Here is a 16,489-nt window from a genome sequence, read left to right as displayed (position 1 = left end):
TTATCTCATCCCCTTTCCCTTTCACCTTCTTATAGTCACCACCAGGGAGGCGGCTATGCAGGCACGCTCGGCATCTGAAATCGATCATCGTTACCGCGCGCTGCGCCCGCGACTGCTGCTGTACATGGTCATCGGGTACGCCGCCTTTTACCTGACGCGCAAAAGCGTGAATTACGTGCTGCCGGCGCTGCAAACGGATTTGGGCCTGGATAAAGGGGACATCGGCCTGCTCGGCTCGCTGTTTTACCTGAGCTACGGCCTGTCGAAATTCGCCGCCGGGCTGTGGCACGACGGCCACGGGCAGCGCAGGTTTATGGGGATCGGCCTGTTCGCCACCGGCTTGCTGAACGTGGCGTTTGCCTTCGGCGAATCGCTGACGCTGCTGCTGGCGGTCTGGGCGCTGAACGGCTTCTTTCAGGGCTGGGGCTGGCCGCCCTGCGCGCGGCTGCTGACCCACTGGTATTCGCGCAACGAGCGCGGCTTCTGGTGGGGCTGCTGGAACATGTCGATTAACCTCGGCGGCGCGATCGTGCCGCTGATCAGCGCCTTCGCTGCCCAGCGCTGGGGCTGGCAGGCGGCGATGCTGATCCCGGGCGCCGTCAGCATGGTGTTGGGCCTCTGGCTCACGCAGCAGCTGACAGGCACGCCGCAGGAAGAAGGCCTGCCGTCGGTCGGCCAGTGGCGCCACGATCCGCTGGAGCTGCGCCAGGAACAGCAAAGCCCGCCGATGGGGCTGTGGCAGATGTTGCGCACCACGATGCTGAAGAACCCGATGATCTGGCTGCTCGGCGTCTCTTACGTGCTGGTCTACCTGATCCGCATCGCGTTGAACGACTGGGGCAATCTCTGGCTGACCGAAAGCCACGGCGTCAACCTGCTCAGCGCCAACGCCACGGTGATGCTGTTCGAGATAGGCGGCCTGCTCGGCGCGCTGTTCGCCGGCTGGGGTTCGGATGTGCTGTTCGGCGGGCAGCGCGCGCCGATGATTTTGCTGTTCACGCTCGGGCTGATGGTTTCCGTCGCCGCGCTGTGGCTGGCGCCGGTGCATCACTACGCGCTGCTGGCGGGCTGTTTCTTTACGGTGGGCTTTTTTGTCTTCGGCCCGCAGATGCTGATTGGCCTTGCCGCCGTGGAATGCGGGCACAAAGGCGCAGCGGGCTCCATCACCGGTTTTCTCGGCCTGTTCGCCTACCTGGGGGCAGCGCTGGCGGGCTGGCCGCTGTCGCAGGTCATCGAAGGCTACGGCTGGTCAGGCATGTTCAGTTTGCTGTCGATCGCCGCCGTTCTTATGGGTTTATTGCTGATGCCGCTGCTGATGGCGAGCGTCGCCACCTCTACCGAGAGAAGGATAAGACAATGAAAAAAATGTGGGTCACGACTCTGATAGCTTCCGGCATCGCGCTGGCCACGCTGAGCGGCGCCGCGCACGCCAAGGGCCGCCTGGTGGTTTACTGCAGCGCCACCAATGAAATGTGTGAAGCGGAGACCAAAGCCTTCGGCGAGAAATATGACGTGAAAACCTCGTTCATCCGCAACGGCTCCGGCAGCACGCTGGCGAAAGTGGACGCCGAGAAGAAAAACCCGCAGGCGGACGTCTGGTACGGCGGCACGCTCGATCCGCAATCCCAGGCCGGTGAAATGGGGCTGCTGCTGCCCTACAAATCGCCGAACCTCGAACAGGTGATGCAACAATTCCGCGACCCGGCGAAGCTGAAAGGCAACTACTCCTCGGCGGTCTACGTCGGCATCCTCGGCTTCGGCGTCAATACCCAGCGCCTCAAAGAGAAAAACCTGCCGGTGCCCAAGTGCTGGAAAGACCTGACCAAGCCGGAATACAAAGGCGAGATTCAAATCGCCGATCCGCAGAGCTCCGGCACCGCCTATACCGCGCTGGCGACCTTTGCCCAGCTGTGGGGAGACGATCAGGCCTTCGATTACCTCAAGCAGTTGAACGCCAACGTCTCGCAGTACACCAAGTCCGGCATTGCCCCGGCGCGCAACGCCGCCCGCGGTGAAACGGCGATCGGCATCGGTTTCCTGCATGACTACTCACTCGAAAAAGAACAGGGCGCGCCGCTTGAGCTGATCTCGCCTTGTGAAGGCACCGGCTACGAAATCGGCGGCGTCAGCATCCTCAAAGGCGCACGTAACCTCGACAACGCCAAGCTGTTTGTGGATTGGGTGCTGTCGAAAGAGGCGCAGGAACTGGCATGGCAGAAAGGCAAGTCCTATCAGATCCTGACCAACACCACCGCCGCTACCTCGCCGAACTCGCTGAAGCTCGACGACCTGAAGCTGATCAACTACGACATGGACAAGTACGGCTCGACCGAGGTCCGCAAGGCGCTGATCAATAAATGGGTCAGCGAAGTCAAGATGGGTAAATAAGCCCACATTCTGCGCCTGTTGCCGGGTAAGCCTCACGCCTTACCCGGCCTGAACATCCGGGAAACTTATGTCACATACACATGCACTCCATCTCGTGAAAAAACGAGATGCGATATTCCTTTGGGTCTTGCTTGGCTGGCTGGCGTTCGCCCTGCTGCCGAGCTGGAGCCTGGATTACGGCCTGCTGGAGTCCACCGGCGATGAAATCCTCGCGGCCTACGGCTGGTCACACCGCAATGTCAGCTGGCTATGGTGCCTGTTGCCGAGCCTGCTGCTGCTTCGCCCTTACGCCCCGGCGGGCGGTGAACGGCGGCGGCGCCACGCGTTCGATGCCGGCTGGGCGCTGCTGTGCATGGCCTTTATCGTCGTCAGCGCCACGGTGGCGGGGCGCGGTCTAGGCTACGCCACTCTGGTGCAATTGACCGCGCTGGGCGCCATCATGACGCTGGCGCTGACCCGCCTCGAATGGCTGGGCGGCGACCGTTTCGTTATCGGTGCGCTGGTCACCATCGTGGCGCTGATCGGCGTCTTCATCGTCTGGCCGAGCATCGCGATTTTCATTCCGATGTTCACCGACCAGGCGGGGGCATTCGCGCCGCTGGCGTTTATGAACGTGCTGTCGCAGGCGCATATCGTTCAGGTGATCCTCAACTCCATCGCCCTGTCGATCGCGGTCGGCGCCGGCTGCACCTTCTTCGGCCTGGTGCTGGCGATTTACACCACCCGCATCGCCAAGCGCAGCGCCATTATCGGCCGCATCTTCTCCATCCTGCCCATCGTCACGCCGCCGTTCGTCGTCGGCCTGGGCGTCACGCTGATGATGGGGCGCTCCGGCTACGTCACCGAGTGGATGGTGGCCTGGTTCGGCCTGACCAACACCAACTGGCTGTACGGCTTTACCGGCATCTGGCTGGCGCAGGTGCTGGCGTTCACGCCGATGGCGTTCATGATCCTCGATGGCGCGATCAAGACCATTCATCCTTCGCTGGAAGAGGCCTCCTACACCCTGCGCGCCAGCCGTTGGCAAACCTTTAACGGCGTGTTCGTGCCGCTGCTGAAACCGGCGCTGGCCAACGCGTTTCTGATCGTGGTGGTGCAATCGCTGGCCGACTTCAGCAACCCGCTGGTGCTCGGCGGCAACTTCGACGTGCTGGCGACGCAAATCTATTTCTACATCACCGGCTCGCAGCTCGACTATCAGGCCGCCAGCACCCTCGGCGCCTTCCTGCTGCTGTTCTCGCTGCTGGTGTTCTGCATCCAGTACCTGTGGATCGGCAAGCGTTCCTACGTCACCGTGTCCGGCAAATCCTATCGCGGCGACGTACAGCCGCTGCCGGTCACGCTGGTGTGGGGCGTGATCGCGTTGCTGGCGGTGTGGGTAGCCTTTAACGCCCTGCTCTACGGCAGCATTTTCTACGGCAGCTTCACCGTCAACTGGGGAGTGGATTACACGCTGACGCTGGATAACTTCATCAAGCTGTTCGGCCAGGGCATGAGCGACGGCGCGTGGCCTTCGCTGCTCGACACGCTGCTGTACGCCGGGATCGCCGCGCCGATCACCGCCGCCTTCGGCCTGCTGATCGCCTGGATCGTGGTGCGCCAGCAGTTCAGGGGCAAAAAGACCATCGAGTTCACCACCATGCTGTGCTTTGCGGTGCCGGGCACCGTGGCGGGCGTCTCTTACATTCTCGCCTTCAACAGCGCGCCGGTGTACCTCACCGGGACGGCCGCCATCGTGATTATCTCGATGGTGATGCGCAATGTGCCGGTGGGCATTCGCGCCGGGATCGCCGGGCTGGGCCAGATAGACAAATCGCTGGACGAAGCCTCGCTCAGCCTGCGCGCCGGCTCGCTGCGCACCATTACGCACATCCTGCTGCCGCTGCTGCGCCCGGCGATCCTGTCGGCGCTGATCTACAGCTTCGTGCGCGCCATCACCACCGTCAGCGCCATCGTTTTCCTGGTGACGCCCGATACCCGCGTGGCCACCGCCTACATCCTCAACCGCGTGGAAGACGGCGAATACGGCGTGGCGATCGCCTACGGTTCAATTCTGATCGTGGTGATGCTGGCGATTATTTTCCTCTTTGACTGGCTGATCGGTGAGGCACGCATCTCCCGTTCAAAAGCCAAAAACCAGGCGTAATGGAGCCCATGATGAGCCAGAAAAATTTCGTTGAACTGCGCAACGTCTCCAAACGGTTCGGCAGCAACACGGTGATCGATAACATCACGCTCACCATCCCTCGGGGGCAGATGGTGACGCTGCTCGGCCCTTCCGGCTGCGGCAAGACCACCATTTTGCGCCTGGTCGCCGGGCTGGAGAAACCGAGCGACGGGCAAATATTCATTGATGGCGAAGACGTTACCCATCGTTCCATCCAACAGCGTGACATCTGCATGGTGTTTCAGTCTTATGCCCTGTTCCCGCACATGTCGCTGGGAGAAAACGTCGGCTATGGGCTGAAGATGCTCGGCATTCCGCGCGCCGAAGTGAAAGCGCGCGTGCAGGAAGCGCTGGCGATGGTGGATCTGGCGGGGTTCGACGATCGCTATGTCGATCAGATCTCCGGCGGCCAACAGCAGCGCGTGGCGCTGGCGCGCGCGCTGATCCTCAAGCCGAAAGTGCTGCTGTTCGACGAGCCGTTGAGCAACCTCGACGCCAACCTGCGCCGCAGCATGCGCGAAAAGATCCGCGAGCTGCAAAAGCAGTTTGATATCACGTCGCTGTACGTCACTCACGATCAGAGCGAGGCTTTCGCGGTCTCAGACACCGTGCTGGTGATGAACAAGGGGCATATCATGCAGATAGGCTCGCCGCAGGATCTCTATCGGCAGCCGGCGTCGCGCTTTATGGCGAGCTTTATGGGGGACGCCAACCTGTTCCCGGCCGGCTTCAGCGCGGACTATGTCGATATCAGCGGCTATCGCCTGCCGCGCCCCGCGCACTTTGCCACCGAAGGCGCCGGCACGGTGGGCGTGCGGCCGGAAGCGATCACGCTGAGCGAGCACGGCGAGGAAAGCCAGCGCTGCGTGATCCAGCATGTCGCCTACATGGGGCCGCAGTATGAAGTCACGGTGGCGTGGCATGGGCAGCAGATTTTGCTGCAGGTTAACGCTACTCGCCTGCAGCCCAATGTCGGCGAACATTATTATCTGGAAATTCACCCCTACGGCATGTTTATGCTGGCGGACGCGGCATAATAAGCATCACTCTTAAGCGTTAGAATAACGGTCATTCCGCATGGAATGACCGTAAATAACCGCCAAAAAAACCGTATTTATCTATTTTTACAATTCCTTCCAAGTCCTTGTTCAGCCGAGAAATAAATATATCCGCATTCATTAAAAATAACCACCTGGGCCACCAAGGATGATATTTTTATTTAGATGGGGTAAGCTTAATCCCGCAGTCGAAATTATTTAACGGCCAACTCAAGGAGAAATTCATGAGCAACAATGCAAACGCACAGGCGCAGCTGGATAATTTACGCAACGTCGCTTCCCAGCTGAAGGAAATGCGCCACTATGCGCAGTCGAACACCGAAACGCTCTCCGCACACTGGCTGGCCTTCGATCAGGGGGAATGCAAAAATAAGGCATTCGCCGAAGCTATTAACGACCTGTTGAATAAACAGGGTGCCTGCCTGGAAGGGCTGGAAAAAACCATTCAGGATATCGAGATAGAATTGAACCGTCTCGACAAAGCCGCCTGATAACACCGATTTAAATAAACCCGCCGCGTGCGGGTTTATTTTTAGCTACGGCAGATGACGCGCGCAATATCCCCTGACGTCGTCAGCGCGCGTATTTCGCTGAACAGTTCGGTGGCTTCGTCATATTCTTTGCGCAAATAACCCAGCCACTGTTTGATGCGCGCCACATGATACAGGCCGGTGTCGCCCTGCTTTTCCAGATGGACGTATTTTTGCAGCAGCTCAACCACCTGCGGCCAGGGCATACGCGGTTCGTTGTACTTCACCACCCGGCTCAGGTTTGGCACGTTGAGCGCGCCGCGCCCCAGCATGATGGCGTCGCAGCCGGTCGCCTGCAGGCAATCCTGCGCGCTCTGGTAATCCCAGATCTCGCCGTTGGCGATCACCGGGATGCTCAGCCGTTGACGGATCTCGCCGATCGCCGCCCAGTTGATGCGATCCGCCTTGTAACCGTCCTCTTTGGTGCGGCCATGCACCGTCAGCTCGCTGGCGCCCGCCTGTTGCACCGCATCGGCGATTTCAAAACTGCGGCTGGAGGAGTCCCAGCCCAGGCGCACCTTCACCGTGACCGGCAGATGGGCCGGCACCGCCGCGCGCATCGCTTTGGCGCCCTGGTAGATCAACTCCGGATCTTTGAGCAGCGTCGCCCCGCCACCGCTGCCGTTCACCAGCTTGGACGGGCAGCCGCAGTTGAGATCGACGCCGTAAGAGCCCAATTCCACCGCGCGCGCGGCGTTCTCCGCCAGCCACTGCGGGTACTGCCCCAGCAGCTGTACCCGCACCAGCGTGCCTGACGGCGTGCGGCTGGCGTGGCGCAGCTCCGGGCACAGCCGGTAGAACGATTTGGCCGGCAGCAGCTGATCGACCACGCGCAGAAATTCGGTGATGCACAGATCGTAGTCGTTCACGTCGGTGAGCAACTCACGCACCAAAGAATCGAGAACGCCCTCCATCGGAGCCAATAATACGCGCATGACCAATCCCAGCTAAAAAAAGACCCGCAATGATACGGGTGAATACCCGCGCCAGACAAGCCTCTGCGGGCATTAAAAGCGCCGTCAGCCCAGCCGGCGGATCGGTTGGCCGGCGAGGAACGCCGCAATGTCCTCGACCGCCTCGGTGAAGTAGGCGCGGTAGTTGTCGTCCGCCACGTAACCCACATGCGGCGTGGCCAGCACGTTGGGCAGCTGACGAAACGCATCGTCGGCCGGCAGCGGCTCCGTCTCGAACACGTCCAGCCCGGCGCCGGCGATCTTCCGCTGTTGCAGCACGTCCACCAACGCCGCCCGATCGACGATCGCCGCACGCGAGGTGTTGATCAGGTAAGCGGTGGGCTTCATCGCCGTCAATTCGTCGCGCCCCACCAGCCCGCGGCTGCGATCGCTCAGCACCAGGTGGATAGAGACAAAATCGCTCTGCTCGAACAGCGCCCGTTTGGACGGCGCCAACAGGGCCCCCTCCTGCGCCGCCCGTTCCGCCGTCAGGTTCTGGCTCCAGGCCAACACCCGCATGCCGAACGCCTGCGCCACCTTGGCCATCTGGCCGCCGATCTTGCCCAGCCCCAGCAGCCCCAGCGTTTTCCCCTGCAGGGTAACGCCGAGATCCCGCTGCCACGGGCCGTTGTTTTTCAGCCCGACGCTTTCCGGCACGATATGCTTCGCCAGCCCGAGCAGCAGCGCCCAGGTCAGCTCCATCGGCGCCGCCGCCCCGCTGCGGGTGCCGCACACCACTACGCCGCGCTCGGCGGCCGCGGCCAAATCGATAGAAGCGTTGCGCATGCCGGAGGTGATCAGCAGCTTCAGCTTCGGCAGCCGCGCCAGCAGCGAGGCGGTCATCGGCGTGCGCTCGCGCATGATGACCAGAATGTCGCACTCCTGCAGATGCACCGCCAGCTCCGTCTCATCGGTAAAGTGCGCGCTGATGGCGGACACCTCCACCCGATCGGCCAGCGCCGACCAGTCCGCCATCTTGAGCGCCACCTGCTGGTAATCATCGAGAATTGCGCACTTCAATTTCATCTCCGTCTCCTGGAATGTAGGGTTAGCCACCGTCCAGCCTAGTACGAAAATGCCGTTCCGCCAGGCAAAAAAAAAGCCGCCCGTATCGGCGGCTTACTCTTTGAGCAATCAGGCTTATTCAGCCGGTTTGCGGTTGCGTGGGCGACGCGAAGCCGGTGCGCCGGAACGGCGCTGGCCATCACCCTGCGGGCGGGCGTTACCGTTACCATTGCCGCGGTTTTCACGCTGGCCGCCGTTCGCGTTGCCGCTGCGCTGACCGCCGCCGTTACCGGAACGCTGGCCACCGCCGTTGCCGCGCGGGGCGCCGCGCCCGCCACCCTGACGGCCGTTGATGATCGGCTCGGCCTTGATGGTCGGATCCGGCTCGTAGCCCGGCAGCGCGATGCGCGGAATTTCACGCTTCAGCAGACGCTCGATGTCGCGCAGCAGCTTGTGCTCATCCACGCACACCAGCGAGATAGCTTCGCCGGTGCGCTCCGCGCGGCCGGTACGGCCGATGCGGTGCACGTAGTCTTCCGGCACGTTAGGCAGCTCGTAGTTCACCACGTGCGGCAGCTGGTCGATATCCAGGCCGCGCGCCGCGATGTCGGTCGCCACCAGCACGCGGATGCGGCCGTCTTTGAAGTCGGCCAGAGCACGGGTACGGGCGCCCTGGCTCTTGTTGCCGTGGATCGCCGCTGCGGTGATACCGTCTTTGTTCAGCTGCTCCGCCAGGTGGTTGGCGCCGTGCTTGGTGCGGGTAAACACCAGCACCTGCTTCCAGTCGCCTTCGCCGATCATCTGCGACAGCAGTTCCCGCTTACGCTTCTTGTCGACGAAGTGCACGCTCTGCTCGATCTGCTCAGACGCGGTGTTGCGGCGCGCCACTTCTACCGAAGCCGGGTTGTGCAGCAGCTTGTTGGCCAGCGCCTTGATGTCGTCGGAGAAGGTTGCGGAGAACAGCAGGTTCTGACGCTTGGCCGGCAGCTTGGCCAGCACGCGGCGGATGTCGTGGATAAAGCCCATGTCCAGCATGCGGTCCGCTTCGTCCAGCACCAGAATTTCGATTTTGGACAGGTCAACCGCGTTCTGATGTTCCAAATCCAGCAGACGGCCCGGCGTTGCCACCAGGATATCGACGCCGCCGCGCAGCTTCATCATCTGCGGGTTGATGCTCACGCCGCCAAACACCACCAGCGAACGCAGGCGCAGGTGTTTGCTGTAGGCATCGACGTTTTCGCCGATCTGCGCCGCCAGCTCACGGGTTGGCGTCAGGATCAGCGCGCGCACCGGGCGACGGCCCTTGACCGGATGGTCATGCTTGCTCAGCAGCTGCAACAGCGGCAGGGTAAAACCGGCGGTTTTACCGGTGCCGGTCTGGGCGCTGGCCATCAGGTCACGACCTTCCAGCACGACAGGGATAGCCTGACGCTGAATTGGCGTCGGTTCGCGATAGCCCTGTTCTTCAACAGCGCGCACAATTTCAGCACTTAAGCCGAGGGTTTCAAATGACATAAAGAGAAAAACTCCAGATCCCCCCTAACCTAACGGTGTTCGGTGCAGTTTCCTGGGAGGATGATCAGACGGGGCATTAAGCATGACCACGAGGGATTGGCACAAACTGCAGTGCACCAGGCGGCGATTGTAACAGAAGTCGCGCAATAAAAAGCACTTTTACGCACCCAGAGCACAATCTGCCGTAAATTCAGCATTGTCTGAAGCCGATCACATAACTCATTGTGATTAGCGGTTGCGTTTTAAACAATCTGGCATAAAGTTAATCATATGATTGATTAACTTTGAGCGTGCCCCATGCCAGCTTCCGTCCCTCATCAGGCCGCCGGCCGAGCGCGCGGCGAGCAAACGCGCCGGCAGCTGCTCGCCGCGGCGACCGAACTGTTCGGCGAATGCGGCCTGCAGGGCGCCACCACCCGCGACATCGCCCAACGGGCCGGCCAGAATATCGCCGCCATCACCTATTACTTCAACTCCAAAGAGGGGCTGTACCTGGCCGTGGCGCAGTCGCTCGCCGATTTCATCCAGCAGGCGTTCGCCCCGCTGGCCGAGGAGGTCGATCGCTTCTGGCAACAGTCCGCCGCGCAGCGCTCACCCGACGCGGCGCTGCGTTTGCTGCAGCGTGGCCTGCTGGCCTTCAGCGAACTGATGACCCAGCCGCACACGCTGAACCTGAGCAAAATCATGTCGCGCGAACAGCTCGCCCCGACCGAGGCCTACCCGCTGATCCACAGCCAGGTGATCGCGCCGATGCACGCGCGGCTATGCCGCCTGCTGGCGGCCGCGACCGGCATCGACGACCAGGCGACCCGCCTCGTGCTGCATACCCATGCGCTGATCGGCGAGGTGCTGTCGTTTCGCGTGGCGCGCGAAACCATCCGCCGCCAGGCCGGCTGGCAAGCCATTGGCGAGGACGAAGCGGCGCAGATCGGCGCCGTGCTGAGCGAACATATTGAGATTCTGGTTACCGGGCTGCGCCAACGTCACGGCGCGTAAATTCAGGCAGGGAGTGTTATGAACAAAAAACGCAGTGCCTTGATCGTGTTGTTAATTCTGCTGATCGCGGCCGCCGCTTACGGGGTATGGCATTACCAACAACAGCAGGATAAGCCGCTGACGCTGTACGGCAACGTCGACATCCGCACGGTGAACCTCGGCTTTCGCGTCGATGGCCGCCTGGCGTCGCTGACGGTGGATGAAGGCGATGCCGTTCAGCCGGGCCAGCTGCTCGGCAAACTGGACGACGCGCCCTACCGCAACGCGCTGCAGCAGGCCGAAGCCAACGTCGGCAGCGCGCGCGCCAAGCTGTCGCTGCTGCAGGCCGGCTACCGCAGCGAAGAGATCGCCCAGGTACGGTCGGAAATGGCGCAGCGCCAGTCCGCCTTCGCCTACACCGACAGCTTCCTGAAACGCCAGCAGGGGCTGTGGGCGAAAAACGCCACCTCCGCCGACGCGCTGGAGGATGCACGCACCGCCCGCAATCAGGCACAGGCCAACCTGCAGGCGGCGAAAGACAAGCTGGCGCAATACCTCAGCGGCAACCGCCCGCAAGAAATCGAACAGGCCAAGGCCGACGTGGCGCAAAGCGAGGCGGCGCTGGCACAGGCGCAGTTGAACCTGCAAGACGCCACGCTGGTGTCCCCTTCCGCCGGTACGGTACTGACCCGCGCGGTGGAGCCGGGCACCATGCTCGGCGCCGGCGGCACGGTCTTCACCCTGTCGCTGACCCGGCCGGTGTGGGTGCGCGCCTACGTCAACGAAACCAGCCTGAATCAGGCGGTGCCCGGCACCGAACTGGAGATCTATACCGACGGCCGCCCCGACAAGCCTTACCACGGCAAGATCGGTTTCGTCTCGCCGACCGCGGAATTCACGCCGAAAAGCGTTGAAACGCCGGATCTGCGCACCGATCTGGTGTACCGCCTGCGGGTGATCGTCACCGACGCCGACGACGCGCTGCGCCAGGGCATGCCGGTCACCCTGCGCTTCGCCAAACCCTGAGGCCGGCCATGGAACAGGCGCACACCATTGAGCTGGAAGGGCTGGAGAAGCGCTTCCCGTCGCTTGAGAAACCGGCGGTCGCCAGCCTGACCACCACCCTGCGCAGCGGCGCGGTGATCGGGCTGGTCGGCCCGGACGGCGCCGGCAAAACCACCCTGCTGCGCATGCTGGCCGGGCTGCTGCAGCCCAGCAGCGGCAAACTGCGGGTCGCCGGGCTGGATCCGATCGCGCAGGATCGTCAACTGCACGCGATCCTCGGCTACATGCCGCAGAAGTTCGGGCTGTATGAGGATCTGACGGTGATGGAGAACCTGACGCTGTACGCCGATCTACGCGGCGTCACCGGCGATCTTCGCCGCCAGACCTTCGAGCGGCTGTTGAAATTCACCGATCTGACCCGCTTCACCGAGCGCCTGGCGGGCAAGCTGTCCGGCGGTATGAAGCAGAAACTCGGCCTGGCCTGCACGCTGGTGGGCGAACCTCAGGTGCTGTTGCTGGATGAGCCGGGCGTCGGCGTCGACCCGATCTCGCGCCGCGAGCTGTGGCGCATGGTGCACGAACTGGCCAACGACGGCATGCTGATCCTGTGGAGCACCTCTTATCTCGATGAGGCCGAACAGTGCCGCGAAGTGCTGCTGCTCAACGAGGGCGAGCTGCTGTTCAGCGGCGCGCCGCAGGCGCTGACCCGCCGTATGGCCGGGCGCACGGTGTTGATCGCCGCGCCCCCCGGCAGCCATCGATCGCTTCTGCAGCGGGCGATCTGCCTGCCGGCGGTCACCGATGGGGTGATCCAGGGCAAGTATCTGCGCCTGATCCTGAAGGAAGGCGAAGATCACCGGCAGCTGTTGCAGGCGCTGGATCTGCCGGACGCCGAACTGGACGAAGCGGATCCGCGCTTCGAGGATGCGTTTATCGATCTGCTCGGCGGCGGCCCCAACCACCGCTCGGCGCTGGCGGAGATCATGCCGACGGTCAACGGCGCAAGCGGTGAAACGGTGATCGAAGCGGTGCAGCTGACCAAAAAATTCGGCGACTTCGCCGCTACCGATCACGTTGATTTCCAGGTGCGGCGCGGCGAAATTTTCGGCCTGCTCGGGCCGAACGGCGCCGGCAAGTCCACCACCTTTAAAATGATGTGCGGCCTGCTGATCCCCTCCAGCGGTAAGGCGCTGGTGCTGGGGATGGATCTCAAGACCAGCTCCGACCAGGCGCGCCAGCGCCTCGGCTACATGGCGCAAAAATTCTCGCTGTACGGCAACCTGACGGTGGCGCAGAACCTGAAGTTCTTCTCCGGCGTCTACGGCCTGAGCGGCAAGGCGCAGCGCGACAAAATCGACGAGATGTCGCGCGCCTTCAACTTCGCGCCAATCCTCAATCAGACGCCGGACGCGCTGCCGCTCGGCTTCAAACAGCGCCTGGCGCTGGCCTGCGCGCTGATGCACGAACCGGATATCCTGTTCCTCGACGAACCGACTTCCGGCGTCGATCCGCTGACGCGGCGCGAGTTCTGGTTGCACATCAACGGCATGGTCGACAAGGGCGTCACGGTGATGGTGACCACCCACTTTATGGACGAAGCGGAGTACTGCGACCGCATCGGCCTGGTGTACCGCGGCAAAATCATCGCCGCCGGCACGCCGGACGATCTCAAACAGCAGGTGGCGCGCGACGACAATCCCAATCCCTCGATGGAGCAGGCGTTTATCGAGCTGGTGCAGGGTTACGATAAGGAGGAGTCACGGTGAGCGATAACCGCACCCCAATCGACGACGGCGGCTTCTCCTGGCGCCGGCTGCGCGCGCTGTGCCTGAAGGAAACGCGGCAGATACTGCGCGATCCCAGCAGCGGCCTGATCGCCTTCGTCATCCCGCTGATGCTGCTGTTTATCTTCGGCTACGGCATCAACCTGGACTCCAGCAAGCTGCATCTGGGCATTCTGATGGAGCAACAGAGCGAAGACGCGCGCGATCTGGCCCAGGCGTTCGCCGGCTCGCCCTATATCGAACCGACCATCAGCGACAACCGCCAACAGCTGATCCAGCAGATGCAAGCCGGCACGATCCGCGGCCTGGTGGTGATCCCGGTGGATTTCGACCAGCGCATGGCGCGCCCGCACGACAGCGCCCCTATCCAGATCATCACCGACGGCAGCGAGCCGAACACCGCCAACTTCGTGCAGGGCTATGCCCAGGGCGTATGGCAAATTTGGCAGCAGCAGCGCGCCACCGATCGGGGGAACAGCGACAAACCGCTGATTGACGTACAGATGCGCTACTGGTTCAACCCGGCGGCCATCAGCCGGCACTACATCATTCCCGGCGCCATCACCATCATCATGACGGTGATCGGCGCCATCCTCACCTCGCTGGTGATCGCCCGCGAATGGGAGCGAGGCACCATGGAGGCCCTGCTGTCCACCCAGGTGACGCGCAGCGAGCTGTTGCTCTCCAAGCTGATCCCTTATTACTTCCTCGGCATGGCCGCGATGGCGCTGTGCATGGCGGTGGCGGTATGGGTGCTCGGCGTGCCCTATCGCGGCTCCCTGCCGATCCTGCTGCTGATCAGCAGCCTGTTCCTCGCCAGCACCCTCGGCATGGGCCTGCTGATCTCCACCCTCACCCGCAATCAGTTCAATGCGGCGATGGTGGCGCTGAACGCCGCCTTCCTGCCGTCGATCATGCTGTCCGGCTTTATCTTCCAGATCGACAGCATGCCGGCCATCGTGCGCGCGGTGACCTATATCATTCCGGCGCGCTACTTCGTCAGCACGCTGCAAACGCTGTTCCTGGCGGGCAACGTCGGCACCGTGCTGCTGATCAATCTGCTGTTCCTGATCGCTTCCGCCGTGGTGTTCATCGGCCTGACGGCCTGGAAAACCCAGCGCCGGCTGGATTGAGGAGAAAGAGCGATGTTTCATCGTCTGTTGACGCTCATCATCAAGGAAATGCAGGCGCTGCTGCGCGATCCGCAAACCCGCGCCATTTTAATCATGCCGGTGATCCTGCAGGTGCTGCTGTTCCCGTTCGCCGCGACGCTGGAAGTCACCAACGCCACCATCGCGGTCTACAGCGAGGACAGCGGCCAGGCCTCGGTGGAGCTGACCCAGCGCTTCGCCAAGGCCAAGGCCTTTCAACACGTGCTGCTGCTGCGTAGCCCGCAGGAAATAAAGACCACCATCGACAACCAGCGAGCGCTGCTGCTGATCCGCTTCCCGGCGCAGTTCTCGCGCGATATCGCCACCGGCAACACCGCGCCGCTGCAGCTGCTGCTCGACGGACGCAACTCCAACAGCGCGCAGATCGCCGCCAACTACGTGCAGCAGATCGTGCAGGAATATCAGAACGAGCTGCTCGGCAACCGCGCCAAACCCAACAACAGCGAGCTGGTGGTGCGCAACTGGTATAACCCGAATCTGGACTACAAATGGTTCGTGGTGCCGTCGCTGATCGCCATGATCACCACCATTGGCGTGCTGATCGTCACCTCGCTGTCCGTGGCGCGCGAACGCGAACAGGGCACGCTGGAACAGCTGCTGGTCTCGCCGCTCACCACCTGGCAGATCTTTATCGGCAAGGCGGTGCCGGCGCTGATCGTCGCCAGCTTCCAGGCCAGCATCGTGCTGCTGATCGGCATCTTCCTGTACCAGATCCCGTTCGCCGGATCGCTGCTGCTGTTCTATGCCACCATGCTGATCTACGGGCTGTCGCTGGTCGGTTTCGGCCTGCTGATCTCGTCGCTGTGCGCCACTCAGCAGCAGGCGTTTATCGGCGTGTTCGTGTTCATGATGCCGGCGATCCTGCTCTCGGGTTACGTCTCGCCGGTGGAGAATATGCCGGTGTGGCTGCAGGATCTGACCTGGGTCAACCCGATACGCCACTTCACCGACATCACCAAGCAGATCTACCTGAAGGACGCCAGCTTCGACATCATCTGGCACAGCCTGTGGCCGCTGCTGGTGATCACCGCCACCACCGGTAGCGCCGCCTACGCGCTGTTCCGCCGCAAAATCGCATAAAAAAAGCTCTGCATGTCACATGCAGAGCCTGGTAAGTCCTGTGGATTTCAAGCTACTGCTTGAAAGGCCACGGATTTAGCGACGGTTGCCGAAGATACGCAGCAACATCAGGAACAGGTTGATGAAGTCAAGATACAGCGTCAGCGCGCCGACGATGGCGTACTTGCGGAAGCTGTCTTTATCATCGGCGTTCAGCTGCTCGCCCATCGCCTTGAGTTTTTGCGTGTCGTACGCGGTCAGGCCGACGAACACCACCACCCCGATGTAGGTAATCGCCCACATCAGCGCGGTGCTTTTCAGCCAGATGTTCACCAACGAGGCCAGCACGATGCCGATCAGCGCCATGAACAGCATGCTGCCGAAGCCGCTCAGATCGCGCTTGGTGGTGTAGCCGTACAGGCTCATGGCGCCGAACATGCCGGCGGTGACCACGAAGGTGCTGGCGATCGAGCTGTAGGTGTAGGCGATGAAGATGCTCGACAGCGTCAGCCCGGTCAGCGCCGAGTACAGCATGAACAGCGAAGTGGCCACCGCGCCGCTCAGGCGGTTGACCATGCCGGAAATCACGAACACCAGCGCCAGTTGGGCGATGATCAGACCGAAGAAGGTGATCTGGCTGGAGAAGATGAAGTTGAGGATCGCGGGCGTGTTGGCCGCATACCAGGAAACGAACGCCGTCAGCAGCAGACCGCAGGTCATCCAGCCGTAAACCTGCGCCATGTAGGCCTGAATGCCGCTGTTGGCACGTTCGACGATTGAACCATTAGAGCGTGGATATCGGTCCATGACGGTTACCTTTTGCGTTGTAAACAAGATTCCGAAGCCCCGCGAACGGGGCTTCGCCTGCTATAAGCGTA

General features: G+C 62.1%; 14 protein-coding genes. 10 read left to right on the top strand and 4 right to left on the bottom strand.

Annotated elements, in window-relative coordinates:
• The first annotated feature begins 31 nt into the window (after positions 1-31).
• The 5 genes from uhpC to QOL81_RS09060 all read left to right on the top strand — a co-directional run bounded on the left by uhpC (position 32) and on the right by QOL81_RS09060 (position 6,104).
• Positions 32-1,360 carry an MFS transporter family glucose-6-phosphate receptor UhpC gene (gene uhpC / locus QOL81_RS09080; RefSeq protein WP_268921784.1) on the top strand — a complete coding sequence of 443 codons (1,329 nt, stop codon included), beginning with the start codon at positions 32-34 and terminating at the stop codon, positions 1,358-1,360.
• Complete coding sequence (locus tag QOL81_RS09075; protein WP_070914078.1) at positions 1,357-2,388, top strand: ABC transporter substrate-binding protein; 1,032 nt, start codon at positions 1,357-1,359, stop codon at positions 2,386-2,388. The genes uhpC and QOL81_RS09075 overlap by 4 nt, the downstream gene beginning before the upstream one ends.
• A 67-nt stretch (positions 2,389-2,455) precedes the next feature.
• Complete coding sequence (locus QOL81_RS09070; protein WP_049270365.1) at positions 2,456-4,534, top strand: ABC transporter permease; 2,079 nt, start codon at positions 2,456-2,458, stop codon at positions 4,532-4,534.
• An 11-nt stretch (positions 4,535-4,545) separates the two neighbouring features.
• Positions 4,546-5,592: a ferric ABC transporter ATP-binding protein gene (fbpC, locus tag QOL81_RS09065; RefSeq protein ID WP_038879845.1), complete on the top strand. Its 1,047-nt coding sequence runs from the start codon at positions 4,546-4,548 to the stop codon at positions 5,590-5,592.
• Positions 5,593-5,837: 245 nt separating this feature from the next.
• Complete coding sequence (locus QOL81_RS09060) at positions 5,838-6,104, top strand: hypothetical protein (RefSeq protein WP_049201133.1); 267 nt, start codon at positions 5,838-5,840, stop codon at positions 6,102-6,104.
• Between the two features lie 41 nt (positions 6,105-6,145).
• On the opposite strand, the gene dusC is transcribed toward QOL81_RS09060, so the two are convergent.
• From dusC to rhlE, 3 genes are all read right to left on the bottom strand, one after another.
• Positions 6,146-7,078, bottom strand: a complete 933-nt coding sequence (gene dusC, locus QOL81_RS09055; protein WP_038879839.1) for a tRNA dihydrouridine(16) synthase DusC — start codon at positions 7,076-7,078, stop codon at positions 6,146-6,148.
• A gap of 84 nt (positions 7,079-7,162) precedes the next feature.
• On the bottom strand, positions 7,163-8,122 hold the full coding sequence (locus tag QOL81_RS09050) for a D-2-hydroxyacid dehydrogenase family protein (protein ID WP_169318135.1): 960 nt from the start codon (positions 8,120-8,122) through the stop codon (positions 7,163-7,165).
• Positions 8,123-8,236: 114 nt separating this feature from the next.
• Positions 8,237-9,616: an ATP-dependent RNA helicase RhlE gene (gene rhlE, locus QOL81_RS09045; RefSeq protein WP_042783890.1), complete on the bottom strand. Its 1,380-nt coding sequence runs from the start codon at positions 9,614-9,616 to the stop codon at positions 8,237-8,239.
• Positions 9,617-9,913: 297 nt separating this feature from the next.
• Between rhlE and QOL81_RS09040 the strand changes: the two genes are divergently transcribed.
• From QOL81_RS09040 to QOL81_RS09020, 5 genes are read left to right on the top strand one after another with little or no spacing between them, the layout of a single operon-like run.
• Positions 9,914-10,612 (top strand): CerR family C-terminal domain-containing protein, encoded by a 699-nt coding sequence (locus QOL81_RS09040; RefSeq protein ID WP_060418310.1) that lies wholly within the window; start codon positions 9,914-9,916, stop codon positions 10,610-10,612.
• Between the two features lie 18 nt (positions 10,613-10,630).
• A complete protein-coding gene (gene hlyD, locus QOL81_RS09035; protein ID WP_070914081.1) occupies positions 10,631-11,617 on the top strand; it encodes a secretion protein HlyD in 987 nt (328 codons plus the stop codon).
• An 8-nt stretch (positions 11,618-11,625) separates the two neighbouring features.
• Positions 11,626-13,362 carry an ATP-binding cassette domain-containing protein gene (locus QOL81_RS09030; RefSeq protein ID WP_197757746.1) on the top strand — a complete coding sequence of 579 codons (1,737 nt, stop codon included), beginning with the start codon at positions 11,626-11,628 and terminating at the stop codon, positions 13,360-13,362.
• Positions 13,359-14,513 (top strand): ABC transporter permease, encoded by a 1,155-nt coding sequence (locus tag QOL81_RS09025; RefSeq protein ID WP_038870906.1) that lies wholly within the window; start codon positions 13,359-13,361, stop codon positions 14,511-14,513. The genes QOL81_RS09030 and QOL81_RS09025 overlap by 4 nt, the downstream gene beginning before the upstream one ends.
• A 12-nt stretch (positions 14,514-14,525) precedes the next feature.
• Positions 14,526-15,632: an ABC transporter permease gene (locus QOL81_RS09020; protein WP_033637509.1), complete on the top strand. Its 1,107-nt coding sequence runs from the start codon at positions 14,526-14,528 to the stop codon at positions 15,630-15,632.
• A 75-nt stretch (positions 15,633-15,707) separates the two neighbouring features.
• Here QOL81_RS09020 and QOL81_RS09015 read toward each other — a convergent pair whose 3' ends face one another.
• Positions 15,708-16,418: a Bax inhibitor-1/YccA family protein gene (locus tag QOL81_RS09015; protein ID WP_033637508.1), complete on the bottom strand. Its 711-nt coding sequence runs from the start codon at positions 16,416-16,418 to the stop codon at positions 15,708-15,710.
• Positions 16,419-16,489 lie beyond the last annotated feature (71 nt).

Origin of the sequence: Serratia sp. CC22-02 (assembly GCF_900182895.1) — a bacterium.
Lineage (GTDB): Bacteria > Pseudomonadota > Gammaproteobacteria > Enterobacterales > Enterobacteriaceae > Serratia > Serratia nevei.
The sequence above is the reverse complement of the archived record's forward strand: the minus strand, read 5'-3'. Positions and strand labels throughout refer to the sequence as shown.